Source organism: Pantoea sp. B550 (assembly GCF_024158165.1).
In the GTDB taxonomy this organism is placed as follows: Bacteria; Pseudomonadota; Gammaproteobacteria; order Enterobacterales; family Enterobacteriaceae; genus Pantoea; species Pantoea alfalfae.
In genome coordinates, this window is sequence record NZ_JAMYXI010000003.1 from 1,701,818 (window position 1) to 1,727,732 (window position 25,915).

Genomic DNA, 25,915 nt, shown 5'->3' on the forward strand with positions numbered 1-25,915 from the left:
AGTTCTTTTCCCCTCTTATTACCGCACACAAACCTTCATGCCTCGCAGACAAAGAGAGTAAACTGTAGCCACTTTTTTCACCTGCTTAAGAATGAAAATGTCTGATTATTCCCTTATCCAGCGCCCAAGACGATTGCGCGCCAGCGCTTCAATGCGTGAAATGTTCCAGGAGTCTTCTCTGAGCCTGAACGATCTGGCTCTGCCTATCTTTGTTGAAGAAGAAGTCGACGATTACAAAGCGATTCAGGCGATGCCTGGCGTGATGCGTATTCCGGAAAAACGTCTCGCCTATGAGATTGAGCGCATCGCCAAAGCGGGCATTCGCTCGGTGATGACCTTTGGTATTTCGCACCATACCGACGCGACCGGCAGCGATGCCTGGAACGAAAACGGTCTGGTGGCACGCATGTCCCGCATCTGCAAAGACACCGTGCCGGAAATGATTGTGATGTCTGACACCTGCTTCTGCGAATACACCAGCCACGGTCACTGTGGCGTGCTCTGCGATCATGGTGTCGATAACGATGCAACCCTGGCAAATCTGGGTAAACAGGCGGTGGTTGCCGCCGCAGCCGGTGCGGATTTCATTGCGCCGTCAGCGGCGATGGATGGTCAGGTTGAGGCGATTCGCCGGGCACTGGACGCGGCGGGCTTTACCCAGACCGCTATCATGTCCTACTCCACCAAATTCGCTTCATCGTTTTACGGCCCGTTCCGTGAAGCCGCCGGAACGGCGCTGAAAGGCGACCGTAAAACCTACCAGATGAACCCGATGAACCGTCGTGAAGCGATCCGTGAATCGCTGCTTGATGCGGCTCAGGGCGCGGATTCATTGATGGTGAAGCCGGCAGGTGCCTATCTGGATATCCTGCGCGACATTCGTGAACGTACCGAACTGCCGCTGGCGGCGTATCAGGTGAGTGGCGAATACGCGATGATCAAATTTGCCGCGCAGGCCGGTGCCATTGATGAGCGCAATGTGGTGCTGGAAAGCCTCGGTGCGATTAAACGCGCCGGTGCGGACCTGATTTTCAGCTATTTCGCCCTTGATCTCGCAGAACAAAAAGTGCTCTGATCCCCTCCTCATAAAGAGCGTGGTTGCTATGCCACGCTCTTCTTCTTCGCCGTAAGGCAAACACCAGAACCTGGCTTCAGCTAAAACAATAAAGGTCTCTGAGATGAAAGCACCTGAAATCCCTGCCGACGAGGCACAACGTTTATCGCAGTTGCGTGCGCTGAACATAATGAACACGCCAGCGGAGGAGCGGTTTGATCGTTTAACCCGCCTGGCGCGCCGCCTGTATGACGTTCCTATCGCGTTAGTCAGCCTGCTGGAAGCTGACCATCAGTGGTTTAAATCCGCTCAGGGCTATGAACCTAAAGGATCGCCCCGCAACATCTCATTTTGCGGCCACGCCATTCTTCAGGATGAGATCATGATCGTTGAAGATGCGCAAAAAGATGCGCGTTTTTATGATAATCCGCTGGTAACCGGTGAGCCGCACATTCGCTTTTATGCCGGCTGTCCCCTGCGTGCGCCGGGCGGTGCCAAAATGGGCACGCTCTGTATTATTGGCCGTGAACCGCGCCAGTTTAATGAAGAGGATCAGGCCACGATGCGTGACCTGGCCGCGATGGCTGAAGCGGAACTGGTCGCCTTTCAGACCGCCACCTGTGATGAGCTGACCCAGATTACCAATCGCCGCGGCTTTATGACGCTGGGGCAGATGGTGCTGAATGAGTGCCGGATGAAAAACCGGCCCGCCTGCCTGACCTTTCTCGATCTCGACAAATTTAAGCAGATTAACGACTCGCTGGGCCACCGTGAAGGCGACCGCGCGCTGATGGACTTTGCCGATGCGATGAAGGTGGTTTTTAAGCACTCCGATCTGTTTGCCCGTCTGGGCGGCGATGAGTTCGTGGTGCTGTTCAACGGCCTGCAGCAGCAGCAGAGCGAAGCATTGCTCGCGCAGTTTGACCGTTATCTGCAACAGCAGTCAGTCAGTCTGAATCGTCGTTATCGTCTGCAATTCTCGTCTGGCGTGGTGGAGTTTGACGCGGCGCATCCACAGTCGCTGGAGCAGTTGCTGCACGACAGCGATGAGCAGATGTATCTCAGGAAGAAGCAGAAACGCGTAGCGGTTTGAGATCAGGTGCCGCAGCACCTGACCCTTCAGGGCCGGCCCAGATCGTTGAGCAGCGCCTGGTTAAACTTTGCCGGTTCTTCCATTTGCGGCGCGTGTCCCATACCGGGAAATTCAATTAAGCGCGCGCCCGGAATACGTTCTGCGGTCTCTTTCCCCAGCACCGCATAATTCCCCAGCCGGGCTTTCACGTCTGCAGAAGCGATATCACTGCCGATGGCTGTGGTGTCTGAGGTGCCGATCATCAGCGTGGTGGGCACGTTCAGAGCGCCAAATTCATACAATACCGGCTGCGTGAAAATCATGTCGTAGATAAGCGCGGAGTTCCACGCCACTTTCTGATGTCCCGGCCCGCTGTTGAGCCCGGCCAGCATATCGACCCACTTGTCATAGTCAGGTTTCCAGCGCCCGACATAGTAGGTCTGCTGCTCATACTTCTTAATGCCCTCCGCGCTGAGTTTCAGTTCGCGCTGATACCACTGATCCACCGAACGCCACGGTGCGCCTTTGGCTTTCCAGTCCTCCAGCCCAATCGGGTTGACCAGCACCAGCTTCTGCGTCTGTTCCGGGTACATCAGCGCATAACGCGTTGCCAGCATTCCGCCCGTGGAGTGACCGATAATCATTGCCTTCTCTACACCCAGCCGGGCGAGCAGCTGATGGGTGTTATCTGCCAGCTGCTGAAAGCTGTACTGGTAACTGGCTGGCTTGGTCGAGCTGCAGAAGCCAATCTGGTCGGGCGCGATAACGCGATATCCCTGCTGAGTCAGCGCGCGAATGGTCTCTTCCCACGTTGCGCCACAGAAGTTTTTACCGTGCATCAGCACCACGGTTTCGCCGTTGGCACGCTGCGCCGGTTTCACATCCATATAGCCCATACTCAGCGGTTGCTGCTGGGACTGAAAATCGAAATGCTGCAGAGGATAGGGGTAATGAAATCCTTCCAGCTGTTCGCCATACACACCAGCGGCACTGGCAGGTGCATGCGCAAATAAAGCCAGCGAGGTGAGCAAAGCGGCAAGCGGTTTTTTCAACACGTATGTCGGGCTCATCCAGGGTTCTCCAGGTTAAAGGTAAGTCGTAAGCCTGGCATGTCGCGGCAGAAAATCTATTGATGGTCCGTGCTATGACGTTGATGTCATCGACGCTGGCTGCGTTAGCTGCGAGGTCGAAAGCCAAATCATATGCTCGCGTTTATTGTTATTCGCCCAGGATCGAGTATCCCTCGCCTGTAATTACCAACAAACCAATTACAATTCATGCTTTTTATTAATAACTGCTGTTCATATGAATCTCTTCAGAGATAACGATTCAAATACTGAAAGAACTTTACGCAAAGAATAAGCACATTAAGATAAATAATTCATAATTCCTCTTAATTAAACAGGGGAGAACAGCCATGAAAGAAAACAGATATAACGAAAGCGTGATCGTCTCAATTACTGAGTGGATTAATAATAATCTCGACCAGCGTTTAAGCGTGGATGATATTGCAGAAAAAGCCGGGTATTCGAAATGGTATTTACAGAAACTCTTTGCCCGTTATCATAATGAAACACTGGCGCGCTATATTCGTAAGAAAAAACTTAACGCCAGTGTGAATGATTTAAAAAACAGCCGCACGCCAATCATCAGCCTGGCACTGAAATACCATTTTGAAAGCCAGCAATCTTTTACCCGCTCGTTTAAGCAGATTATGGGTTGCACGCCAAGCGCCTGCCGTAAACGTCTGATGAGTGAAGAAGCGAAGCAGCAGATGGCCGACGTTGACGACCCCTGCGCGCTGTGCAGCTACGTACGGCCAGGAAGCATAAAGCAGAGCTGTGGCGTAACAGTCCGGCCTGTTACGCGCTCAGCGCGCGGCTATGCGCAGGCAGATGCTTTCTGCGATATCAGTTAATCAGGATTCATCCGGCTGATAATATTGCACACCAATCTTAATACGCTCACGTCCCTGGGTGACGCGATGACGATTGGTGTCGCGCAGTGAATAGACGCAGCCGCAATATTCCTGCTGATAGAAACTTTCGCGCTTACTGATTTCAATCATGCGCGCCGATCCGCCACCTTTACGCCAGTTAAAATCCCAGTACATCAGATCCGGATACGCCGCCGCTGCACGGACACCACAGCTATTAATCTGCTTCATATCTTTCCAGCGTGAAATACCCAGACAACTGGTCATTACCGGGAATCCGTTCTCATGGGCATAGAGTGCCGTGCGCTCAAAGCGCATATCGAAGCACATGGTGCAGCGTTCACCCCGTTCCGGTGACCACTCCAGCCCGCGCGCCCGCTCAAACCAGTTATCCCGGTCATAGTCAGCATCGACAAACGGCACGCCAAATTTCTCGGCAAAACGAATATTCTCCTCTTTGCGCAGCTCATACTCTTTGAGCGGATGAATATTCGGGTTGTAGAAATAGATGGTGTATTCAATGCCGGAGGCCAGCATCGCTTCCATCACTTCCCCCGAACAGGGTGCGCAGCAGGAGTGCAGTAAAACTTTTTTATGACCGCCCGGCAAGGGTAGCGGCTGACGCTGGAAAGGTTCAGACATAAGCACCTTCAATCAATAGCAGAAAGGCGGAAGTGTAATGCCGCAGGCGGTCAGTTGCAAAATCTGACCTGATGCAGGCTGCTTTGCGTATTCGTGCCCTGCTGCGGTTTCCCGTTTCTGCATCAACCTGCTGATCTCTGATGCTTTCTTTTCGCAGCCATGTTGTGCGCCCCCAGCGATAAGCTGAAGTGTGATCGGACCCACATTGATATCGACTATGTTTACATAACATTAACAATATTGACACTGAATCACTGCAAGGAGACTCGCATGGCCGCGGCTAAAAAATCAGGAAATCATCAGAACCGTTTTACCTGGTTCGTCTGTTTTATGGCGGCGCTGTCCGGCCTGCTGTTTGGTCTGGATATCGGCGTCATCGCGGGGGCCTTGCCGTTCCTGGCGAAGGATTTGCAGATTACCAACCATCAGCAGGAGTGGGTGGTGAGTTCGATGATGTTTGGTGCGGCGCTGGGTGCGCTGGCGGCGGGCTGGATGTCCTCAAAGCTGGGACGTAAGAAAAGTATGCTGGCGGGCGCGACGCTGTTCGTCATTGGTTCGCTCTGGTCCGCCTTTTCACCCGATGTAGAGTCGCTGGTCTGTGCCCGTGTGATGCTGGGGCTGGCGGTAGGCATCGCCTCTTACACCGCGCCGCTCTATCTGGCGGAGATTGCGCCGGAACGTATTCGTGGCTCAATGATTTCGATGTATCAGCTGATGCTGACTACCGGCATCGTGGTCGCTTATCTCTCCGACACCGCGTTCAGCTACAGTGGCAACTGGCGCGCAATGCTCGGCGTTATCGCTATTCCGGCAGTAATCCTGTTTATCGGCGTGCTGTTTTTGCCCAACAGCCCGCGCTGGCTGGCGGCGCACGGACGTTTTAACGAGGCACAGCGCGTGCTGGATCGGCTGCGTAACAGCAGCGAACAGGCGCGGGAGGAGCTGGAAGAGATCCGTGAAAGTCTGCAGGTGAAACAGCGCGGCTGGTCGCTGTTCCGCTCTAATGGCAATTTTCGCCGCGCGGTGTGGCTGGGGATGCTGCTACAGGTGATGCAGCAGTTTACCGGGATGAATGTGGTGATGTATTACGCCCCTAAAATCTTCAATATTGCCGGTTTCTCCAGCACCAGTGAGCAGATGTGGGGCACGGTGATTGTCGGGCTGGTCAACATGCTGGCCACGCTGATTGCCATCTTTTTTGTCGATCGCTGGGGTCGCAAGCCGATGCTGACCACCAGTTTTCTGGTGATGGCGGTGGGCATGGGCGTGCTGGGCACGCTGCTGCACATCGGCGTCGAAACGGATTTCCGCAAATACTTTGCGGTCGCGATGCTGCTGATGTTTATCGTTGGTTTTGCGATGGCGGCCGGACCGGTGATCTGGCTGCTCTGTTCAGAGATTCAGCCGCTGAAAGGGCGTGACTTCGGCATTACTGCTTCCACCACCACCAACTGGGTCGGCAACATGATTGTGGGTGCGACCTTCCTGACGATGCTGGATCAGTTGGGGAACGCCAACACCTTCTGGTTCTACGGTGCACTCAATCTGGTGTTTATCGTGCTGACCATGATGCTGGTACCTGAGACCAAACATGTGACGCTGGAGCATATTGAACGCAACCTGATGAAGGGTAAGGCACTGCGGGACATCGGGGCGTAACCGCCCCGTTTCAGCTTACCACTGCAGCTGCTGGCCGGCGTAATCGACGTAGTGATGGCCCCCGCGTCCGCCCCACTGGGTTAACTGCCGAACGATACCGGCCGCACTCTCTTCTGCCGTCAGCGGCGCACTCTCGCCGCCCATATCTGTTTTTACCCAGCCGGGATGCAGCGTCAGCAGCGTCCCGTTCTGTGCTTCAACTGCGGGGGTCAGCGTGCGGCTCAGCATATTCAGTGCAGCTTTGCTGGCCGAGTAAATCGGCATCTGCGCGTCCGGATTTTCATTCAGGCTGCCGAGCTGGGATGAGGTCAGCGCCAGTACGCCCTCCGGCTTCAGCAGCGGCAGCAGAATCTCTGCGCTGCGAACCGGTGCTATCGCATTAGTCAGGAACAGCTGCGCCAGCTCCTGATCGTTACTCTGCGACACCTTCTGGTGCGAAGGCCCGGAAATCCCGGCATTGATCAGAATCGCATCGAACGATTTGCCACTGAGCTGGCCGGCAAGCTGTTGAACCGCCGATGCGTCGGTCATATCGAGCGCCTGCCAGTCGATACCTGGCTTGTTGCCCTGCTCCGGAACGCCGCTGCGATGGGTGGCTGTGACCTGCCAGCCCTCACCGGCAAACGCCTGCACGACCGCCAGACCGATACCGCGTGATGCACCAATAATCAGAACTTCTTTTTGCTGCGCCATATTCACTCCTCGTTAATTGTCTCGCTACAAGCTTAACGGTATTTCCGTCCGGACAGCGGCCCGCTGTGCTTTTTAACCTGACGACCGCACTGAGGGTAAAAGCTCATGGCGCAATGCCATTGATGGTTTTCCATCATTAAATCGCTTTATCTTTTACTTTTAACCGGTTAGAAGAGATAAACAGTCTGGCAGGCAGCAGCTAAGCCCCGTTTACGCGTGGAGTCTGAATGAAAAAGCTCACCTTAGAGGTGGTGGCAAAAATGGCGGGCGTCGGGATTGCGACGGTCGACCGGGTGCTGAATGAGCGCGGCGGCGTCTCGCTGGAGACCAGCCGCAAAGTCCTGAAAGCCGCGCGCGAAGCGGGACTCCGGCGTCTGCTGCCAGAGGAGTATCAGCATCCCTGGCAAATCGAAGTCTTTCTCAGCAATAACGGCTCATCCTTTTTTCAGCAGCTCACCACCTGTTTCAGCGAGATCGCCAGTCAGCTTGGCTATCGCCGCCTGAAGCTGCACAAAACGCTGGTGGCCGAAGCGCAGCCTGAGCAGCTGGCGCAAAGCATTATCGCCTGCAGCAGTAACCGTGACGGCATCATTGTGTTTGCGCACGACTCGCCACCTGTCTATCGCGCCCTGGCGCTGTGCCGCAGCCGCAATGTGCCGGTGATCACCATCGTCACCGATCTGCCCGACGCTGACCGCCTGTGTCATGTTGGCATCGACCAGTATCAGGCAGGCCGCACCGCAGGCCTGCTGATGAGTAAAACCCTGAACCAGCCCGGCGATATTCTGATGGTCAGCGGCCGCTTTGATTATCGCGCCCACCGTCAGCGTATCGCTGGCTTCCGTGAAGCCATGGAGCAGCGTGCGCCACTGCGTCATCTGCGTGAGGTGCTGTCGGGTCAGGATCAGCGGGAAACCATCCGCAGTGAGCTGGCCCGCCATCTGCGTCCGTCGCAGGCAGTTGCAGGGGTCTATAACACCGGCATGGGAAATAGTGATGTCAGCGACACCCTGCGCGCCCACCAGTTGCTGGGTAAATGCACCTACATCACCCATGAGCTTTATGATGTCACCCGCCAGCTACTGCTGAACGATGAAGTGGCCTTTACCCTGGATCAGCATGCCCAGCAGCATGCCCGTTTAGCGATTGATCTGATGCTGAGTTATCTCGAAACCGGCTATCAGCCGGATGTGTATCAGGCGGGCAAAGTGGCGTTTCGGCTGTTTACGGCGGAAAATATGGTGTGAGGTGGGCCATATTCAGGGGAGTGATGGCCTGATAAGCGATGACAGCGTTATGCGGCTAATACCTGATGTAGCTGGTTAAAATTCAAAACCAGCCTTTTAAAATGAATTTAATGAAAAAAAAACCTTTCCCATCGATCACGAAATAGCCAACTTCCTTTTTTTCTGATAATTTTTTCTTACTTTATCCTGAATTGAAGGAACAATTCAAAATGCTGCCTATCACATAAGCAATTGATCGGTATCATAAAGATATAAAAATGACCTTTTACATTCCGGCAACTTCATTACCTTAGCTAATGAAGTTAAAACGATGACTAAGAAGAACTAAAAACAGGGTGAGCTATGGATATTTTCAATAACCTCAATGGTCTTTCCGCTAAGATTCAGCAGCAAGCAGCAATTATTCAGACAGAAGAAGCCACTAAAAGCGCGTTTGTTATGCCCTTCATCAGTCAGATACTGGGATATGATGTATTTGACCCGACTGAAGTTATACCTGAGTTCATTTGTGATGTCGGCACTAAAAAAGGTGAGAAGATTGATTACGCCATTTCTAAAGGCGGAGAGATTCAGATTCTGATTGAATGCAAAAAGATTGGCGAACCTTTGAATGTTAAACACGCCTCGCAACTCTTCCGTTACTTCCATGTGACTAACGCGCGCATTTCCATCTTAACAAATGGCCAGCTCTATAAATTTTTCACCGATCTGGATGCACCTAACAAGATGGATGAAAAGCCATTTTTAGAACTGGATTTGCTGGATATTGATGAACACGTGGTTCCAGAGCTGGTTAAGCTCACCAAAAGTGCTTTTGATGTTGATTCGATTGTCAGTGCAGCTGGTGAACTTAAATTTATCAGTCAGATAAAGAAGATGATCTCCAGTCAGTTTAGTGAACCCGATGAGGACTTCGTTAAACTTTTTGCCTCACGTGTATATGACGGCATACTCACGCAGAAAGTCAGAGAGCAATTCTCTGTACTGACTAAAAAAGCTGCCACTCAGTGGCTAAATGATCAGGTGAATGAAAGACTCAAATCCGCGATCAGCGGTGGGGCGATGGTTTCGTCACAATCTACTCATGAGGATTCGGCAAAAAGCAGTAGTGAGAAGAGCGAGGCTGAAAGCGGCATGATTGTCACTACAGAAATGGAGATAGAAGGGTTTCACATCATAAAATCAATAATCCGAAAAGTTATTGAACCTCAGCGCATCACTTTCCGTGATACTCAAAGTTATCTTGGTATTTTAATCGATGACAACAATCGTAAGCCAATTTGCCGACTTCACTTCAATCGCAGTCAGCTGTATATCGGGATGTTTGATGGCGAGAAAAAAGAGACTCGCCATCCGATTACATCACTCAACGATATCTACAACTTTACCGATCTTTTAAGGGATGCAGCAAAGCAATATTGTTGATAGCAAGGAGCCAGGATGCTTTCCTGGCTCGATTAACCCGCAGTATGCCGGCTTTCATCATCCGGGCTGTCATCGTCATCATTCCCCTGACTCTTCTCCACTTCCTGCGGATGTCCCATCGAAAGCGCCGTGGCACTGGCCGGATCAAACAGTGACAGACTCTCAATCTGGTCCACCATGATCACTTTTCGGAACGACATCGCATCTTTGGGCTTCGAGTCGAGCGTAATCTCGTGCTCGGCGTACCATTTGCTATAGTTATGCTCTACCGCCAGCTTCAGCGTCTTACTGTCGCGATAGCCACTCAGCATCGGGATCAGCACGATGTTTTTGGTGCTTTCATATTCGAAGGTCGAGGCATGAACCATGCCGATGTAGATGCGGCGCGACTTCAGCGTAATCCACGCCAGTTCGCCCTCTTCCATGCACTGAAACAGCAGTTGCTCCACGCCATTAGAGCGTGACAGTCGCTGATAGAGGTCTTTACGACCGGAGACATTCAGTCTTGCGCTGCCTGCCCAGTTTGAGCGATAGAGACAGAGCAGAATGGCAAAGGCGAGCATAATCACCACCGGAGCCTGGATGCCCAGGAAGCTCCAGTTCATAAACTCCACCTGCCACTTCAGATGAACGCCGGGGATCATCTGGACAGCGTTGGCGATGCCGGAGATACAGAGCAGCAGTAACCAGACGATACCGGTCGCAAAGACACCCTGGAGCACAAAAATACAACCGTAAAGCGCGACCAGGAAATAGACATCCCAGCCCGACGAACGACGGATTTTAAAGCGGCTATTCAAATCACGGCTGGTGTACCAGTAACCACTGACCATCAACACCATAAATATTGCGGTACCCACCTCACACTCCCTTTAACATATTCACGTGGCGGGCGAAATCTTCCTGGACTTCCTCGCTCAGCGTGTTGACCGCGATATTGCCGTTTTCATCAATAATGATGCGCTCACCTTCTGCGATCGAGTCGTTGATATCCTGACGGGTCATGATCTGCAGGAACTTCTCGGGACTGGCAAAGACCGACTTAACAAATTTAAACATAGCGATCCCATTGTTGGCCTGAAAGTTGAAGTATGTGATGGAATCCACACTCTCGCCTGTTTAATTTCAGGTGAAATTTCTTAAAATCAATTAATTAGCGAAGCGGTACCTATCCAGCTTAAGCTGCTTTTCGCTGAAATCTTCAACGTAACCAGCAGCCTGCCGTAGCAGCATTGTATTTTTACCCGTCTGGTGTGCGACAACGTTAAAGCGCCTCTCCGTCGGAAAGCGCTAAGCTCAATGGTTAGCCCTTTTCTGTCACCCTGTCTGAAACGCATCGAGGAAGGTTTGCATGAAATTACGAAAACTGGGCCGTACCGGTCAGCGCGTCTCTGAAATTGGCTTTGGCGCATGGGCCATTGGCGGAACCTGGGGAGAAGTGAGCATAGAGGATGCCAAAGCCGCGCTGAACGCCGCGCTGGATGCGGGCATCACCTTTATTGATACCGCCGATGTCTATGGCGATGGCCGTTCCGAAAAGATTATCGCAGAGGTACTGAATCAGCGCGGCGGAGAACGCCCGTTTGTCGCCACCAAGCTGGGGCGTCGCCTTTCACCGCACGTGGCAGAAGGCTACAACGCCGAAAACCTCAACGCCTTTATCGATCGTTCACGGGAAAATCTGCAGACTGAGACGCTGGATTTGGTGCAGCTGCACTGCCCGCCGACCGAGGTCTATTACAACCCGGATGTGTTTGCGGTGATGGATGAGATGGTGGCGGCCGGTAAAATCCGTCACTACGGCGTTTCCGTTGAGAAAGTCGAAGAAGGCCTGAAGGCACTGGAATTTCCCAACGTCTCGTCGATTCAGCTGATCTACAACATTTTCCGCCAGCGTCCGGCAGAACTGTTGCTGCGTGAGGCGAAACGCCGGGATGTGGCGATTATCGCCCGCGTACCGCTGGCGTCAGGCCTGTTGACCGGCAAAATGCGTGCCGACAGCGTGTTTGCCGCTGACGACCATCGCACCTTTAACCGTAATGGTGAAGCGTTTGATAAGGGCGAGACTTTCTCCGGCGTGCCGTATGAAGTGGCGCTGGAAGCGGTTGAGGAGATTCGCCGCTTTGTGACGGGCGACACCACCATGGCGATGTTTGCGCTGCGCTGGATCCTGATGAACGAGGATGTCAGCGTGGTCATCCCTGGCGCAAAAAACCGTGAACAGGCTGAAGCCAATGCCCGCGCCAGCGATGTCGATGCGCTCTCTGAGGAGACGATGGCGGCGCTGAAGCAGATCTATCAGGAGAAGATCGCGCCTCACGTGCATCAGCGCTGGTAAACGCGCGTTACAACGCCTGGGCACAGGCCCAGGCAGAACTCCACGCCCACTGGAAGTTATAGCCACCCAGCCAGCCGGTGACATCGGCTACTTCGCCAATAAAGTAAAGCCCCGGCACTGCACGCGCCTCCATCGTTTTTGAGGAGAGCTGCGTCGTATCCACGCCACCCAGCGTCACTTCGGCCGTACGATAGCCCTCTGTGCCGTTTGGCTGGATGCGCCAGGCGTGCAGCGTCTGCGCCAGTTCGGTTTGCTGTCTGCTGTTGAGCTGCTTCAGGGTGATATCCGGCACCACCTTCAGCCCCTGTAAGACTTCCACCAGACGCTTCGGCAGAATTTTCGCCAGGCTGTTTTTCAGGCTGAGATTCGGATGTGCTTCACGCTGCGCCGTCAGAAACGCCTCAAGCGGCGTGGCGGGCGACAGATCGATAGTGACGAATTCACCCGGCTGCCAGTAGCTGGAGATTTGCAGCACCGCCGGACCGGAGAGGCCGCGGTGGGTAAAGAGCATCGCCTCTTTGAAGCGGGTGCCATCCTGCGCGTCAATCGTGGTTTCCAGCGCGACGCCTGACAGCGTCTGCAGCTGCTCCAGCAGCGGCTTGTGCAGGGTAAAGGGCACCAGCGCCGCGCGCGTCGGAAAGACGCTCAGGCCAAACTGCTCTGCAATTTTGTAGCCGAATGGCGAAGCGCCCAGGCCTGGCATCGACAGACCGCCGCTGGCGATGACCAGCTTCTCCGCCTGAACCGTACTGCCGTTGAGCTGCAGGGTGTAGCCGCTTTCATCGCGCGCCACGCTGAGCACTTCACTGCGCAGCCGCAGGGTGACATTGCCCTTGTCACACTCGACCAGCAGCAGATCGACAATCTGCTGAGCCGAGTCATCACAGAAGAGCTGACCCAGGGTTTTCTCATGCCAGGCAATCCCGTGACGATTGACCAGATCGATAAAATCCCACTGGGTATAACGCGCCAGCGCCGATTTACAGAAGTGAGGATTGTGCGACAGATAGGCCGCTGGTTCGGTATAGAGATTGGTGAAGTTGCAGCGGCCACCGCCAGACATCAGAATCTTGCGTCCCGGCTTTTTGCCGTTATCCAGCAGTAACACCCGGCGACCTCGCTGTCCGGCCTGGGCGGCACAGAACAGCCCGGCGGCGCCGGCACCAATGATGATAACGTCAAACTGTTCCACTGCGGTTCACTCACTTAACTGGAAAGGCGCAGATTGTAGTGATCTGCTCATCGAGACGCCAGCGTCAAAAAATTGCCGTAAATGTGTCATATTGTATCTGCTTAATATCTAACCCTTTTTAGCTGAGTTACCCTTCAGCTTTACGACGAAAGGTCAAATTAACGCTATATTTTCCTTTCCCATACAGCACGTTGTCGCGGATAATGCGCCGCGTTCATGTCCTCCAAAAATGGCGTAACGTTTATGCTACATCTGTTTGCTGGTCTAGACCTCAGTACTAGCCTGTTATTGGTTCTTGCCCTGCTGTTTGTATTGTTTTACGAAGCGATCAACGGTTTCCACGACACGGCCAACGCAGTTGCGACGGTCATCTATACGCGTGCCATGCGTGCCCAGCTTGCTGTGGTGATGGCGGGTGTATTCAACTTCCTTGGCGTGCTACTCGGTGGATTGAGTGTCGCTTACGCTATTGTTCATATGCTTCCCACCGATCTGTTGTTAAATGTTGGATCGGCTCACGGTCTCGCCATGGTGTTTTCTATGCTGCTGGCGGCGATTATCTGGAACCTCGGCACCTGGTATCTCGGTCTGCCGGCCTCCAGCTCCCATACGCTGATCGGCGCCATTATCGGTATCGGTCTGACCAACGCCCTGATGAGCGGAACCTCGGTGGTTGATGCACTCAACATCCCGAAAGTCCTGAACATCTTCCTTTCTCTGATTCTGTCGCCGATCGTTGGCCTGGTGATCGCAGGCGGCTTAATCTTCATTCTGCGTCGCTACTGGAGCAATACCAAAAAGCGTGCGCGTATTCATATGACGCCTGCTGACCGCGAGAAGATCGACGGCAAGAAAAAGCCGCCGTTCTGGACCCGTATCGCCTTGATTGTTTCGGCCATTGGCGTGAGCTATTCGCACGGCGCGAATGACGGTCAGAAAGGCATCGGCCTGATCATGCTGGTCCTGATTGGTGTGGCTCCGGCCGGTTTCGTGGTGAATATGAATGCCTCCGGTTATGACATCACGCGTACCCGCGATGCGGTCAATCACCTGGAGCAGTATTACCAGCAGCATAACGCCTCGCTGACCCACATCATCCAGATGGCACCGCCTAAGCTGCCAACGCCGGAAGAAGTGCCAGCGACCAGTCCGCAGGAGTTCCACTGTGACAGCGCGCGCGCACTGCAGGCCGTTCAGCGTGCTCAGGTGTTACTGAATAATCTGCAGAGCTACGACCAGCTGACGGTTGATCAGCGCGGTCAGATGCGTCGTCTGCTGCTGTGTATCTCAGATACCGCCGATAAAGCGGCCCGTCTGGAAGAGACCTCACCAGATGACAAGCGCTTCCTCAATAAGCTGAAAAGCGATCTGCTTGGCACCATCGAATATGCGCCGATCTGGATTATTGTGGCCGTCGCGCTGGCGCTGGGCATTGGCACCATGATTGGCTGGCGTCGTGTTGCCACCACCATTGGTGAGAAGATTGGTAAAAAAGGCATGACCTATGCACAGGGCATGTCAGCACAGGTAACAGCAGCGCTGTCAATTGGCGTCGCCAGCTATACCGGCATGCCCGTCTCCACAACGCACATCCTCTCTTCATCGGTAGCCGGTACTATGCTGGTTGACGGTGGCGGACTGCAGAGTCGGACCATCAAGAACATCGCCATGGCGTGGATCTTCACCCTGCCGGTCTGTATTCTGCTGTCAGGTTCGCTCTACTGGATTGCCTTAAAACTGGTGTGATGCCAGCTAAAAAAGGGCGACGCAAGTCGCCCTTTTTTAATGCCAGATCGCCAGCGCCACCAGACTGATCACTACCAGTCCGCACAGCGCACTGGTCAGAAGAAACTGCCCCCGCACCCGCTCGCATCGCCGGATAAACTCATCGTCATGATGATCAAGATAGCGCTTTGCCCAGATATAGGTGACCAGCCGTACCTGCTTGCTCGGCTGACCGTGAGAGGTGAAGAATCCCGCCCCATCGACATACTGATACAGCAGCGGATCACAACCCCGTAATACCGCCAGCAGCGCACGCAGCGATGAAAAATAGCGCGCCATATTCACGATACATACCACACAAAGAGCCCAAAAAAGCGCAATAGTGCTGATCATATTCTCCCCCTCCCGGCTGGCATCGCAGCAACAGAACCAGCGTCAGACACCGTATCCGCCTGCAGAAAAAACCAGCCACTGAATCACCGGACTGCGAAAATTTTCGACCCCCTGAGCGGCTACGAACCGGACCGCCTTTTTTCAGTGTAGGAGAGTTCTTTACATTTTTTCCAACGATGATTTTCGTTCAGCGCGAGTAAATCTGGCATAGCCTTGATCTTATTCATAAGCCAGACGGCAACAGCAGCATTTGCAGTGAGAGAAGGCTATACTCAGAACATAACAACATCATCACCTGCAACGCAGGTAGACACTTTGGTGGCGCTCATCGCCCGCTCGCGCAAAGGATTTCGCTAAGCTGTGACGCGGCAGGAACACCGGATGCCATCCTTAATCTCGTGAAAGGAGTTTTATCATGGCTTATAAACACATCCTGATTGCAGTAGACCTTTCTCCCGAAAGTCAGTTGCTGGTGGATAAGGCCGTCTCGCTGGCTCGTCCGTACGATGCCAGAATTTCCCTGATTCACGTTGATGTGAATTACTCCGACCTTTACACCGGCCTGATTGATGTCAACTTAGGGGATATGCAGAAGCGCATCTCTGAAGAGACGCATGCGGCACTGAAAGGATTATCAGATGCTGCGGGCTATCCGATCAGTGAGACACTGAGCGGCAGTGGCGACCTCGGCCAGGTGCTGGTTGATGCGATCAAAAAATATGACGTTGATTTGGTGGTGTGTGGTCATCACCAGGATTTCTGGAGCAAGCTGATGTCTTCAGCCCGTCAGTTGATCAACACCGTGCACATCGACATGCTGATTGTGCCGCTGCGCGATGAAGATGAAGAGTAACCGCTGTTATTAAAGCCGGTGTAAGCCGGCTTTTTATCGGGATGAATATATTTACGCTTTATTCTGGCCCGCGATTTAAGTTCCTGATTCCCGGGCAACGCCATCGGAATCTATTTTTATTTATAAACCTATCCTCCAGGCTGTCTTTACACAAAACTAAATATCCGCTGCTTTATCATTTCTGATCTCCGTTTATATTACTTCCTTTTAGCGCTGTAATTACCGTCCCATACATAATTTCAAAGCCATTGTTACATTGCTCATTCATCCAGTCGCTAATGATAGAAATTTTATTGATAGCAAAGGGTAATTTATCAAAATCTTACTATAGGAAAAGGTTAATTTATCCGTTATCTTTCGCTCGCTTATCTGCTGCGCAGGCAACGGATAAAGCAGAATAATGATCCCCATTATTTTAAAAAACCAATAAGGATATTAAAAATGAGAGAAATCAACCAGACAGAAATTGCTGCAGTTAGCGGCGCGGGCCTGACTGAATTTCTGGGTGAGGTTAATACCGCACTGACTGAAGTGTCCGGCTTATTTGACACCACCGTCGCATCAATCAAGGAAAGCACTGATCTGGGCCAGACTCTGGGCCTGACCTACAAGGCCATTGGCCTGAACTTCGCCAAAAGCTTCCTGAATGCATTTTCAGGCTTCCTGACTAAATTAGCCGCCTGACCGAATCAGTAGCACCGTATTAACGCGACAACGCGCATGCGGATAATTAAAGCCTGCCTGATAATAAATTTCAGACAGGCTTTTTATTGAGCGCAATATGATAAACCGTTCGCTTTCAGAGTACATATGCGTTCATAACCGGCAGAGAAATTATCATGACCTGAAGTGACTGCTTCAGCTTGATAATTACCTAACGCGTACTGACCAGCGGCGGATAAATATCAAAGCGATGGCTTTTGGTTACCACAGCCGCCTGCGTCACGACACCCGCCAGCGGCGGTGCATAGTCTGGCCGTTTGACCACGATACGTTTCTTCGCCAGCCATCGGGCCGGTTCCAGTAGCGCATCCGCATCTTCATCCGGACCGACCAGCGACTGAAAGACCCGCATCTCTTTTTTCACCAGCGCACTTTTCTGGCGATGGGGATACATCGGGTCAAGATAGACCACATCCGGCTGCGGCGTAATCTCGCCCAGCGCCTGTGCACTGGCTGCATGAATCAGCGTCAGGCGTTCGCGCAGCCAGGGGCCAATTTCCACATCCTGATAACCGCGCTGCAGGCCATCTTCCAGCAGTGCAGCCACGACCGGATGGCGCTCCAGCATCCGCACCCGGCAGCCGAGTGCGGCCAGCACAAACGCATCACGCCCCAGTCCGGCCGTCGCATCGACCACATCCGGCAGATAGCCGCCTTTAATGCCGACCGCTTTGGCGACAGCTTCGCCACGTCCACCGCCGAAGCGACGGCGATGCGCCATTGCTCCGGTGACGAAATCAACAAAAATACCACCCAGCTTTGGCTCATCACGCTTGCGCAGCTCAAGGTGCGTCGGCGTCTGCACCAGTGCCAGCAGCGCGTCTTCGTCGTGCTCCAGCTGCCAGCGCTGCGCTAAACGTGATAAGGCGCCGTCTCCGGCGCCTGATTCATCGAGCAAACAGATTTTCACGAACCGACTTATCCCTGAATGCCGTAATGTTCCAGCATCGCATCAAGCTGCGGCTCACGGCCACGGAAGCGTTTGAACAGCTCCATCGGCTCCTCAGAACCGCCACGTGTCAGGATGTTATCCAGGAACGACTGACCGGTTTCACGGTTGAAGATGCCCTCTTCTTCAAAGCGGGAGTAAGCATCTGCCGCCAGCACATCTGCCCACAGATAACTGTAGTAACCCGCCGCATAGCCACCGGCAAAGATATGGCTGAAAGCGTGTGGGAAACGGCCCCACTCCGGACTCGGAACAACCGCTACGCGGCTTTTCACTTCGCGCAGGGTTTCCAGAATCTGCGCGCCTTTCTCCGGATTAAACTCGGTATGCAGACGGAAATCGAACAGGCCGAACTCCAGCTGACGCAGGATAAACAGCGCGGCCTGGTAGTTCTTGGCGGCCAGCATTTTATCCAGCAACGCTTTCGGCAGCGGTTCACCGGTCTCAAAGTGACCCGAGATAAACGCCAGCGCATCCGGTTCCCAGCACCAGTTTTCCATGAACTGGCTTGGCAGTTCGACCGCATCCCACGGCACACCGCTGATACCGGAAACGCCAGGCGCTTCGATGCGGGTCAGCATGTGGTGCAGGCCGTGACCAAACTCATGGAACAGGGTAATCACTTCGTCATGGGTGAAGAGCGCAGGTTTGCCTTTCACCGGACGGTTAAAGTTACAGGTCAGGTAAGCAACGGGCTTCTGCAGGCTGCCATCGGCTTTACGCATCTGGCCCACGCAGTCATCCATCCAGGCACCACCACGTTTGTGCTCGCGGGCGTAGAGGTCGAGATAGAAGCTGCCGCGCAGTTCACCGGTTTCATCAAACAGATCGAAGAACTTCACGTCAGGATGATAAACCTCAACGTCGGTACGCTGCTTCGCAGTGATACCGTAAATGCGTTTCACCACTTCGAACAGACCGGCGACCGCGCGCGCTTCCGGGAAGTAAGGGCGCAACTGCTCATCGCTGATGGTGTAGAGATGCTGCTTCTGCTTTTCACCGTAATAAGTGAGATCCCATGGATTTAGCTGCTCAACGCCATGCTCTTTCTGCGCGAAAGCGCGCAGCTGCTCCAGCTCTTTTTCACCCTGCGGACGCGCACGTTCAGCCAGGTCATTAAGGAAGTCGATGACCTGAGAGGGGCTCTGCGCCATTTTGGTCGCCAGCGATTTATCCGCGTAGGAGTCGAAGCCCAGCAGCTGAGCCAGCTCGTGACGCAGCGCCAGTTCTTCCGCCATGATGGGGCCATTGTCCCATTTACCGGCGTTCGGCCCCTGATCGGAGGCGCGTGTCGCATAGGCGCGATACATCTCTTCGCGCAGCGCCGCGTTGTCGCAGTAGGTCATGACTGGCAGGTAGCTTGGAATATCCAGCGTCAGCAGCCAGCCTTCCTGCTCTTTAGCTTCAGCCTGGGCTTTTGCCGCCGCCAGTGCGCTTTCCGGCATACCGGCCAGCTCGCTTTCATCGGTGATCAGCTTGCTCCAGCCCATAGTGGCATCGAGCACGTTGTTGCTGTAAGCCGAACCCAGCTCAGAGAGGCGCGCGGCGATTTCACCATAGCGTTGCTGTTTATCTTTTGGCAGACCAATACCGGAGAGTTCGAAATCACGTAGGGCGTTATCAACCGCTTTCTTCTGCGCCAGATCCAGTGCCGCGTATTGATCGCCCTCTTTCAGGTTGCGATACGCCTGATACAGCCCTTCATGCTGACCGACCCAGGTGCTGTATTCGGAGAGCAGCGGCAGCGTCTGTTCATAGGCTTCACGCAGCTCCGGGCTGTTTTTTACCGAATTAAGATGGCTAACCGGGGAGAATATACGGCTCAGGCGATCGTCGGTTTCCGCCAGCGGCTGAACCAGGTTATCCCAGGTATAGGGCGCACCCTGCGCCACAACTTTTTCGACTTCTGCGCGGCATTGGCTCAGCACTTCCGTCACGGCAGGCACCACATGTTCAGGCTGGATGGCAGAAAAAGGGGGAAGCGTAAAAGATGTCAGTAGCGGATTGGTCATAGCGCAGTCCTTTATCGATGTATGGGGCGCAGCGGGTCGCGCAACGCAATCTAAGTAACATGCGGCTTAGTGTAGTGAAAATCAATGGGGGTCAGGATGAGGTGGGGAAGAAACACGCGAATGGCTACCCGAAAGCCCGCTGCTTTTAAACCATGACAGCGATTATGGCGGGCGCGTCGGGCAGCTTTCTGCGTTTGCATGCGTGTAACAGGATGCCGCGCCCTGTCATCCCGATTTGTTATCACGCTTCTGGCCCATCGCCAGGCCATCCCTGATATAATCGCGGATTCTCATGCTTTTCCTGCGTCGGTTGCTGTGCGTCGTTCTGTGGGTAATACGTGAGGTAATAATTGGTATAAATTGATTTTCCATCAATTAAAACCTTATACATTCAACAGGATAAACAATGCTGAGTTATCGCCATAGCTTCCATGCGGGCAACCACGCCGACGTGCTGAAGCATACCGTTCTGAGCCTGATCATCACGGCGCTGAAAGAGAAAGAGAAACCGTTTTTCTACCTGGATACCCATGCGGGTGCAGGTCGCTACCAGTTGAGCGGCGAGCACGCCGAGCGTACCGGTGAATATCTGGAAGGCATCTCGCGTATCTGGCAACAGCCCGATGCACCGGAACTGCTGCAACCCTATTTTGACGCGATCGGTGCGCTGAATCGTGGCCCCTCGCTGCGCTACTATCCGGGTTCCCCGCTGATTGCCCGTCATCTGCTGCGTGAAGATGACCGACTGCAACTCACCGAGCTGCACTCCAGCGACTATCCGCTGCTGCGCAATGAATTCAGCAAAGATAACCGCGCGCGCGTCGACCGTGCCGACGGTTATCAGCAGTTGAAATCGAAACTGCCACCGCCGTCGCGTCGCGGTCTGGTGCTGATTGACCCGCCTTATGAGATGAAAAGCGACTACCAGGCGGTGGTGAAAGGCATTCAGGAAGGCCATAAACGGTTTGGCACCGGCGTCTTTGCGCTGTGGTATCCGGTGGTGTTGCGTCAGCAGATCAAACACATGCTGCGCGACCTGGAAGCAACCGGCATCCGCAATATCCTGCAGATCGAACTGGCCGCCCGTCCGGACAGCGATCAGCGCGGCATGACCGCCTCCGGCATGATCGTGATTAACCCGCCGTGGAAGCTGGCCCAACAGATGAATACTCTGCTGCCATGGCTGCACAAAAAACTGGTTCCGGCTGGTACCGGTCACTTCGTGGTGAACCAGATCGTTCCTGAATAAAACGATTATGTGGATTCTGCTGGCAGGCGCACTGGGCGCGCTGCAACCCGCCCGGCGGCTGGCGCTACTGTTGTTAGCGCTCGCCGCGCTGCTGGGGTTTTATCACGACGTCCTGACGTGGCCGGTGCTGCCACTGCTGGCCGGGATTGCGGCACTGGTCGCGCTGCGCCGCTTTGACCCAATCCGTTCCCGGCAGCATATTCTGAGTGAAGCGTTGCTGGTGCTGATGTCGCTGGGATTGTTCCTCCATCTTTTTCCGGGCTTTCACAATCCCCTCGTCGTCGATGAGGTAAAGGCAGGCGCACAGAGCCTGCCATTCAGTTTCTCCTTCAACTTCGATAAAGCGCTGATCCCCTTTGTACTGCTGGCCTGCCTGCCCACGCTGTTCCGCGCCCGCGCCTGCCCGCCACGTTATCCGTGGATCGCTGCGCTGGCATTAATCGCCGCCGTGCCGCTGCTGCTGGGTAGCGCCGTGCTGCTGGGCGGCCTGGCCGTGGAGCCTCATTTTCCGCCCTGGCTGCCCGTGTTTATGCTGGCGAACCTGTTCTTTGTCTCACTGACCGAAGAGGCGCTGTTCCGCGGCTATCTGCAACAGCGGCTGAGGGATGCGCTGGGCGGGATGCCCGCGCTGGTAATCAGCGCGCTGGTGTTCGGGCTGGCGCATGCAACCGGCGGCGTGCTGCTGGTGGTTTTCGCGACGCTGGCCGGGCTGCTTTATGGTCTGGCGTGGCACTGGAGCGGCCGCTTATGGCTGGCGACCGCCCTGCACTTCGCTCTGAATATTACCCATCTGCTGCTGTTTACCTATCCGGCTCTGCATCACTAAACCGTAAATACCGCCAGGTCCGAGGCCAGCTCGGTGCAGGGGAAAATGGTCTGGCACTCCGCCAGCAGGCGGCTCATGTCCTTTGCCAGATAGCGGGAGCTGAAATGGGTGGCGATCATCCGCTTTGCCCCGGCACGCTTTGCCACCTCCGCCGCCTGCAGGGTTGTGGAGTGCCCGCGCCCGTTGGCTTTCTCCATCATCGCCGCCTCCAGCGTGGTTTCATGCACCATCAGGTCAACATCTGCCGCCAGTTGCAGCGCGACCTCCGTGGGTGCCGTATCGCCAAAGATGGCCAGCTTTTTGCCGGGTGTCGCCGGGCCAAGGTAGTCAGCCCCGTTGACCACCCGCCCATCCTCCAGCGTCACACATTCTCCCTGCTTCAGCTGCTGGAACCACGGTCCGCGGGGCACCCCTTCGGCTTTCAGCCGCCCGGCATCCAGCAGGCCGGGTTTGTCGTGCTGTTCAATGCGATAGCCATAGCACTCCACCGGATGGCTCAGCGGCCAGGCACTGATACGAAACTCACCGTCATCCAGCGTCCAGCCCGCCTCAATTTCAACGATGTTCAGCAGATAGTCGGTATAGGAGCCGCTGATCGACAGCGCCGTCTCAACAAAGGTCTTTAATCCTCTGGGCCCATAAACCGTCATCGGTGAGGTCAGTCCGGCCATAGACCGGCTGGTGAGTAAGCCCGGCAGCCCAAAAATATGATCGCCATGCAGATGGGTAATAAAAATCTTTTCCAGCTTGCCCGGTTTCAGGCTGGAGCGCATAAACTGTAACTGTGTGCCCTCGCCGCAGTCGAACAGCCAGGTTTCACCACTCAGCGCACGGGTAAAAGCAATGGAGGTCACGTTGCGTTGCAGACTGGGAGCACCGCCGCCGGTGCCAAGAAAAGTAAGGTGCATGGTATGCTTCCCTGTAAGCGAGTGAAAAAACAGAACCCTATTACAATCATAGGCGCAAACTTTGCGTCATTTCGACCCGCAGCGTTACACTCAACCCCAATTTTTTATGCAACCGGATGGATACTTCAATGACCCGACATTTCGACTATCTCGCCATTGGCGGCGGCAGCGGCGGCATCGCCTCGATTAACCGTGCGGCTATGTATGGCCAGAAATGCGCCCTGATTGAAGCAAAAGAGCTGGGTGGCACCTGCGTGAACGTAGGTTGCGTGCCGAAAAAAATCATGTGGCACGCCGCGCAAATCGCCGAAGCTATCCATCTCTACGGGCCAGATTATGGCTTCGACACCACCGTCAATCGCTTCGACTGGGCCACGCTGGTCAAAAACCGCAGCGCCTATATCGATCGCATCCACAGCTCTTATGACAACGTGCTGGGTAAAAACAAAGTAGAAGTGATCAAAGGCTTTGCCCGCTTTGTCGATGCGCACAGCGTTGAGGTCAACGGCGAGATTATTACGGCTAACCACATTCTGATCGCCACTGGCGGTCGCCCGGTTCACCCTTCTATTCCGGGTGCGGAGTACGGCATCGATTCTGACGGCTTTTTCGAGCTGGACGCGCTGCCTAAACGCACCGCGGTTGTCGGCGCGGGCTACATCGCGGTCGAACTGGCGGGCGTGGTGAATGCGCTGGGATCGGAAACCCACCTGTTCGTGCGTAAACACGCGCCGCTGCGCAGCTTCGACCCGCTGCTCAACGAGACGCTGGTCGAAGTGATGAACACTGAAGGCCCGGCGCTGCACACCGAAGCCATTCCTAAGGCTGTGATCAAAAACAGCGATGGCAGCCTGACGCTGCAGCTGGAAAATGGCAGCGACTATACTGTGGATTGCCTTGTCTGGGCGATTGGCCGTGAGCCTGAAACGGACAACCTCAATATTCAGGCTGCGGGCGTGGCGCTGAACGATAAAGGCTATATCAGCGTCGATAAATTCCAGAACACCAATGTGTCAGGCGTCTACGCTGTGGGCGACAACACCGGTGCGGTTGAGCTGACGCCGGTTGCGGTGGCCGCGGGCCGTCGTCTCTCTGAGCGTCTGTTTAACAACAAGCCGGACGAGCATCTGGATTACAGCAACGTGCCGACCGTGGTGTTCAGCCATCCGCCGATTGGCACCGTAGGATTGACCGAGCCGCAGGCGCGCGAACAGTATGGTGATGACCAGGTGAAGGTTTATAAATCGTCGTTTACCGCGATGTACACCGCGGTCACCCAGCATCGTCAGCCGTGCCGCATGAAGCTGGTCTGTGTGGGTGCCGATGAGAAGATCGTCGGCATTCACGGCATCGGATTCGGTATGGATGAGATGCTGCAGGGCTTCGCCGTGGCGCTGAAAATGGGCGCGACCAAGAAAGACTTCGATAACACCGTGGCGATCCACCCGACCGCAGCGGAAGAGTTTGTGACGATGCGTTAACCCGCACCGGGCTTCGGAAACAAAACAGGCGACTTAAGGTCGCCTGTTTTTTTATACCGCATTCACATCCGCTTTCTGACTGTGCAGTGCAGAACCGCGTCAGTGCAACTTAGCTTACGCGATCCAGCCAGCGTACATACGCCTGATCCCACAACGCCGCAGGCGTTCCCGCTTTACCAAGACCGAATCCATGTCCGCCTTTGCTGATCTGAATCAGCTCAACCGGCACGCGGTTACGGCGACAGGTGTCGCGCATCAGTTCGGTGTTAAACGGATTGGAGGTGTGATCGTCCTCGGCCTGCGCCAGAAACGTCGGCGGATATTGCCGGGTCACGAAGTTCTGCACTGACCAGTTCGCCTCATCCTGCGGCGTGGCATTTTTGCCGACCATCATCAGATGCGTGTTGGTGTGCTGATAAGGCGCTTCCAGGGTGATGACCGGATAGATCAGGCCGACGCTATCGACTTTCGGCACCACTTCATCCAGCGGATCGATGGCCGGATAAGATTCAAAGTCTGGCCGCGCCGCCGCCAGCCCCAGCAGATGTCCGCCTGCCGAGAAGCCCAGCACATGCACCTTACGCTCAAAAGAGCGCACCAGCCGGATGGCGCGCTGCGCATCCTGCAAGGGGGCCAGCCGTCCCGCCTGCCACTTCTCATGCGGTAATCGGTAGCTGAGCACATAAGCGGTATAGCCACTGGCGTTCAGCCAGCGCGCCACCGGCCAGGCTTCACGTCCCATGCCGATCCAGCGATAACCGCCGCCAGCGGCGATTAATACCGCTTCGCCATTGGGATTTTCCGGTTTAAAGCGCTGAATCGCCGGGCTGACGATATTTGACCAGGAACCGCTGCTGTTAATATGCAACTGGCCGGATGGGCCGCCGCCGCCGGGCGGATCGTCCGGCCAGAGGGGAATAATGTCATCACGGGCAAATAATTTGCCGGTGGTCATGGAGAGCCCGAGCGCTCCCGTGCCGAGAATAAAGCGTCGACGCGTAATCATAATGCCTGTTGTGTGATGCCAGAGTAATGAGCAAGCCATTGCGGCAGGCTACCGAAGAATGAACAGATGCAAGTCTGGTGCCATGGATGGCGATTATGTACGCAATGGCCCCTGAAAAGCCATAAAAAAACGCGCCCGTCAGGCGCGTTATTATCTTATCCGGCGGGCTTAATCTTCCTGCTGGAATTGTGCCATCACGGCCTGTTCACACTGCTGTTCGTTGACGCGCAGTTTGGCCCGCTCATCGTCGCCAAGTTGCAGCCAGGCACTGGCCACTTCACGCGCAGACTCTTCATCAAATTCCGGCTGATTCATCGCCGATGGTGACTGGCCGCCCGCCACGGTCGATTTCATTTTCTCGACATAGTGATCCGCCGTGGCGACTTTTTTCTCACCGCTGACAATGTGGCACAACTGGCTGGCATAGACATTCTGTTCAGTATCAGCGTCATCCGCTGCCAGCGCGCTGCCGGAGGCAAGGAGGCTTAGCAGCACTATCTGAGTCACTTTCATTTTTAACTCCTGTTCGTTC

25 protein-coding genes are annotated in these 25,915 nt (G+C 54.5%); 13 read left to right on the top strand and 12 right to left on the bottom strand.

Annotated elements, in window-relative coordinates:
- Window positions 1-97: 97 nt before the first annotated feature.
- Window positions 98-1,075, top strand: coding sequence for a porphobilinogen synthase (gene hemB / locus NIM72_RS11070; RefSeq protein WP_033734324.1), 978 nt, complete (start codon window positions 98-100; stop codon window positions 1,073-1,075).
- A 103-nt stretch (window positions 1,076-1,178) separates the two neighbouring features.
- Complete coding sequence (locus NIM72_RS11075) at window positions 1,179-2,147, top strand: sensor domain-containing diguanylate cyclase (protein ID WP_222924879.1); 969 nt, start codon at window positions 1,179-1,181, stop codon at window positions 2,145-2,147.
- A 26-nt stretch (window positions 2,148-2,173) separates the two neighbouring features.
- Here the strand turns inward: NIM72_RS11075 and NIM72_RS11080 are convergent, their stop codons facing one another.
- Entirely contained in the window at window positions 2,174-3,196 is a 1,023-nt protein-coding gene (locus NIM72_RS11080) for an alpha/beta fold hydrolase (protein WP_253420350.1), read from the bottom strand.
- Window positions 3,197-3,543: 347 nt separating this feature from the next.
- Between NIM72_RS11080 and NIM72_RS11085 the strand changes: the two genes are divergently transcribed.
- Entirely contained in the window at window positions 3,544-4,044 is a 501-nt protein-coding gene (locus tag NIM72_RS11085) for a helix-turn-helix domain-containing protein (RefSeq protein ID WP_013359375.1), read from the top strand.
- Here NIM72_RS11085 and NIM72_RS11090 read toward each other — a convergent pair whose 3' ends face one another.
- Entirely contained in the window at window positions 4,045-4,704 is a 660-nt protein-coding gene (locus NIM72_RS11090; RefSeq protein WP_150011223.1) for an epoxyqueuosine reductase QueH, read from the bottom strand. It lies immediately after the preceding gene.
- Between the two features lie 270 nt (window positions 4,705-4,974).
- On the opposite strand from NIM72_RS11090, the gene NIM72_RS11095 reads away from it, so the two are divergent.
- Entirely contained in the window at window positions 4,975-6,363 is a 1,389-nt protein-coding gene (locus NIM72_RS11095; RefSeq protein WP_161734131.1) for a sugar porter family MFS transporter, read from the top strand.
- Between the two features lie 15 nt (window positions 6,364-6,378).
- Here the strand turns inward: NIM72_RS11095 and NIM72_RS11100 are convergent, their stop codons facing one another.
- Complete coding sequence (locus NIM72_RS11100; protein WP_222924877.1) at window positions 6,379-7,056, bottom strand: SDR family oxidoreductase; 678 nt, start codon at window positions 7,054-7,056, stop codon at window positions 6,379-6,381.
- Between the two features lie 227 nt (window positions 7,057-7,283).
- Here NIM72_RS11100 and NIM72_RS11105 point away from each other — a divergent pair, with 227 nt between their 5' ends.
- On the top strand, window positions 7,284-8,303 hold the full coding sequence (locus NIM72_RS11105) for a LacI family DNA-binding transcriptional regulator (RefSeq protein WP_161734127.1): 1,020 nt from the start codon (window positions 7,284-7,286) through the stop codon (window positions 8,301-8,303).
- A gap of 342 nt (window positions 8,304-8,645) precedes the next feature.
- Window positions 8,646-9,728, top strand: a complete 1,083-nt coding sequence (locus NIM72_RS11110) for a type I restriction endonuclease (protein WP_253420353.1) — start codon at window positions 8,646-8,648, stop codon at window positions 9,726-9,728.
- Window positions 9,729-9,760: 32 nt separating this feature from the next.
- Here NIM72_RS11110 and NIM72_RS11115 read toward each other — a convergent pair whose 3' ends face one another.
- Both NIM72_RS11115 and NIM72_RS11120 read right to left on the bottom strand, forming a co-directional pair.
- Entirely contained in the window at window positions 9,761-10,588 is an 828-nt protein-coding gene (locus NIM72_RS11115; RefSeq protein WP_253420356.1) for a hypothetical protein, read from the bottom strand.
- Between the two features lies 1 nt (window position 10,589).
- Complete coding sequence (locus tag NIM72_RS11120; protein WP_161734151.1) at window positions 10,590-10,787, bottom strand: anti-sigma-F factor Fin family protein; 198 nt, start codon at window positions 10,785-10,787, stop codon at window positions 10,590-10,592.
- Window positions 10,788-11,079: 292 nt separating this feature from the next.
- On the opposite strand from NIM72_RS11120, the gene NIM72_RS11125 reads away from it, so the two are divergent.
- Window positions 11,080-12,066: an aldo/keto reductase gene (locus NIM72_RS11125; protein WP_253420359.1), complete on the top strand. Its 987-nt coding sequence runs from the start codon at window positions 11,080-11,082 to the stop codon at window positions 12,064-12,066.
- 7 nt (window positions 12,067-12,073) lie between these two features.
- On the opposite strand, the gene NIM72_RS11130 is transcribed toward NIM72_RS11125, so the two are convergent.
- Window positions 12,074-13,258, bottom strand: a complete 1,185-nt coding sequence (locus tag NIM72_RS11130) for an NAD(P)/FAD-dependent oxidoreductase (protein ID WP_222924875.1) — start codon at window positions 13,256-13,258, stop codon at window positions 12,074-12,076.
- 243 nt (window positions 13,259-13,501) lie between these two features.
- On the opposite strand from NIM72_RS11130, the gene pitA reads away from it, so the two are divergent.
- The gene (pitA, locus tag NIM72_RS11135) at window positions 13,502-15,004 is read left to right on the top strand and encodes an inorganic phosphate transporter PitA (protein WP_150011381.1); all 1,503 of its coding nucleotides are present in this window, start codon (window positions 13,502-13,504) and stop codon (window positions 15,002-15,004) included.
- A gap of 36 nt (window positions 15,005-15,040) precedes the next feature.
- Here the strand turns inward: pitA and uspB are convergent, their stop codons facing one another.
- Window positions 15,041-15,376 (bottom strand): universal stress protein UspB, encoded by a 336-nt coding sequence (gene uspB, locus NIM72_RS11140; protein ID WP_150011237.1) that lies wholly within the window; start codon window positions 15,374-15,376, stop codon window positions 15,041-15,043.
- 415 nt (window positions 15,377-15,791) lie between these two features.
- Between uspB and uspA the strand changes: the two genes are divergently transcribed.
- The gene (gene uspA / locus NIM72_RS11145) at window positions 15,792-16,229 is read left to right on the top strand and encodes a universal stress protein UspA (protein WP_161734119.1); all 438 of its coding nucleotides are present in this window, start codon (window positions 15,792-15,794) and stop codon (window positions 16,227-16,229) included.
- Between the two features lie 441 nt (window positions 16,230-16,670).
- Window positions 16,671-16,913: a hypothetical protein gene (locus tag NIM72_RS11150; RefSeq protein ID WP_253420362.1), complete on the top strand. Its 243-nt coding sequence runs from the start codon at window positions 16,671-16,673 to the stop codon at window positions 16,911-16,913.
- A gap of 190 nt (window positions 16,914-17,103) precedes the next feature.
- Here the strand turns inward: NIM72_RS11150 and rsmJ are convergent, their stop codons facing one another.
- Together rsmJ and prlC are read right to left on the bottom strand one after the other, a co-directional pair.
- Window positions 17,104-17,862 carry a 16S rRNA (guanine(1516)-N(2))-methyltransferase RsmJ gene (gene rsmJ / locus NIM72_RS11155; protein ID WP_222924873.1) on the bottom strand — a complete coding sequence of 253 codons (759 nt, stop codon included), beginning with the start codon at window positions 17,860-17,862 and terminating at the stop codon, window positions 17,104-17,106.
- 8 nt (window positions 17,863-17,870) lie between these two features.
- Window positions 17,871-19,913 carry an oligopeptidase A gene (gene prlC, locus NIM72_RS11160; RefSeq protein ID WP_161734112.1) on the bottom strand — a complete coding sequence of 681 codons (2,043 nt, stop codon included), beginning with the start codon at window positions 19,911-19,913 and terminating at the stop codon, window positions 17,871-17,873.
- Window positions 19,914-20,319: 406 nt separating this feature from the next.
- Here prlC and NIM72_RS11165 point away from each other — a divergent pair, with 406 nt between their 5' ends.
- Window positions 20,320-21,162: a 23S rRNA (adenine(2030)-N(6))-methyltransferase RlmJ gene (locus tag NIM72_RS11165; protein ID WP_161734110.1), complete on the top strand. Its 843-nt coding sequence runs from the start codon at window positions 20,320-20,322 to the stop codon at window positions 21,160-21,162.
- Between the two features lie 7 nt (window positions 21,163-21,169).
- Window positions 21,170-21,988 (top strand): CPBP family intramembrane glutamic endopeptidase, encoded by an 819-nt coding sequence (locus NIM72_RS11170; protein WP_161734108.1) that lies wholly within the window; start codon window positions 21,170-21,172, stop codon window positions 21,986-21,988.
- Here NIM72_RS11170 and rnz read toward each other — a convergent pair.
- Complete coding sequence (gene rnz, locus NIM72_RS11175; RefSeq protein ID WP_161734106.1) at window positions 21,985-22,896, bottom strand: ribonuclease Z; 912 nt, start codon at window positions 22,894-22,896, stop codon at window positions 21,985-21,987. The two genes, NIM72_RS11170 and rnz, sit on opposite strands and share 4 nt — an antisense overlap.
- A gap of 128 nt (window positions 22,897-23,024) precedes the next feature.
- Here rnz and gorA point away from each other — a divergent pair, with 128 nt between their 5' ends.
- Window positions 23,025-24,377 (top strand): glutathione-disulfide reductase, encoded by a 1,353-nt coding sequence (gorA, locus tag NIM72_RS11180; RefSeq protein ID WP_253420364.1) that lies wholly within the window; start codon window positions 23,025-23,027, stop codon window positions 24,375-24,377.
- A gap of 109 nt (window positions 24,378-24,486) precedes the next feature.
- Here gorA and NIM72_RS11185 read toward each other — a convergent pair whose 3' ends face one another.
- Together NIM72_RS11185 and NIM72_RS11190 are read right to left on the bottom strand one after the other, a co-directional pair.
- Window positions 24,487-25,383: an alpha/beta hydrolase gene (locus tag NIM72_RS11185; RefSeq protein WP_161734102.1), complete on the bottom strand. Its 897-nt coding sequence runs from the start codon at window positions 25,381-25,383 to the stop codon at window positions 24,487-24,489.
- Between the two features lie 168 nt (window positions 25,384-25,551).
- The gene (locus NIM72_RS11190) at window positions 25,552-25,896 is read right to left on the bottom strand and encodes a hypothetical protein (RefSeq protein ID WP_253420367.1); all 345 of its coding nucleotides are present in this window, start codon (window positions 25,894-25,896) and stop codon (window positions 25,552-25,554) included.
- Window positions 25,897-25,915: the final 19 nt, after the last annotated feature.